Raw genomic sequence first — 839 nt, 5'->3', positions numbered from 1 at the left:
TGTAATACCATTGCCTCTTTCTATGGAGTTTCTGGTAGAAACCTGCAATGTCAATACAAAGATTTCCTAAGTGATTTCAAAGTTTGGGATCAAATATCACATGCTAAAAAATGGCTTGTTTTTCCACAAAATATTGGAAAGCGTTTATCAATAGATGAAACCTCTCTTTCAAATGGCGAACTCTATACTATTTTAACCAACAAATCCGGTAAAGGCAGAAAAGGAACTATAGTGGCTATGATTGCAGGAACAAAAGCAGAAACAGTTATTGGCGTTATTGAAAAAATCCCTCTTAAACAGCGAAATCTAGTCAAGGAAATCACCCTGGATATGGCCGGTAACATGGGATTGATAGCTAAAAAGTGTTTTCCTAATGCTACTCGCGTTACAGACCGATTCCATGTTCAAAAGCTAGCTACAGAAGCCCTTCAGGAAATTAGGATTAAATATCGTTGGGAAGCCATCGATCAGGAAAATGATGCTATTGAAAAAGCCAAAAAGTCAAAAGTAAATTTCGAATCTAAAATACTTTCAAATGGGGATACCCTTAAGCAATTATTAGCGAGGAGTCGTTATTTCTTGTATAAAACCAAATCAAAATGGACTCAAAATCAGACAGAACGAGCTATTTTACTCTTTGAGTTATATCCTGATATTCAAAAAGGATATAATCTAACTCAAGAGCTCCGTGGCATCTTTGAGAATACAAAAGACAAAATCATTGGTTTTGCAAAATTAGCCAAATGGCATGAAAAAGTAAATCAATCCGGGTTTAAGTCTTTCGGCACAATCTCTCGTACAATTATGAATCATTATCAAACCATATTAAACTATTTTGA

General features: G+C 34.9%; 1 protein-coding gene. It reads left to right on the top strand.

All coding sequences use genetic code 11. The annotated features are described in order from the left end of the window. Positions 1-839: transposase (locus GJU43_RS22720; protein ID WP_154344184.1), on the top strand; the 839-nt coding region annotated here is incomplete at both ends.

Source organism: Flavobacterium sp. LC2016-23 (assembly GCF_009674775.1).
Lineage (GTDB): Bacteria > Bacteroidota > Bacteroidia > Flavobacteriales > Flavobacteriaceae > Flavobacterium.
This window is presented reverse-complemented; position numbering and strand designations above follow the sequence as displayed.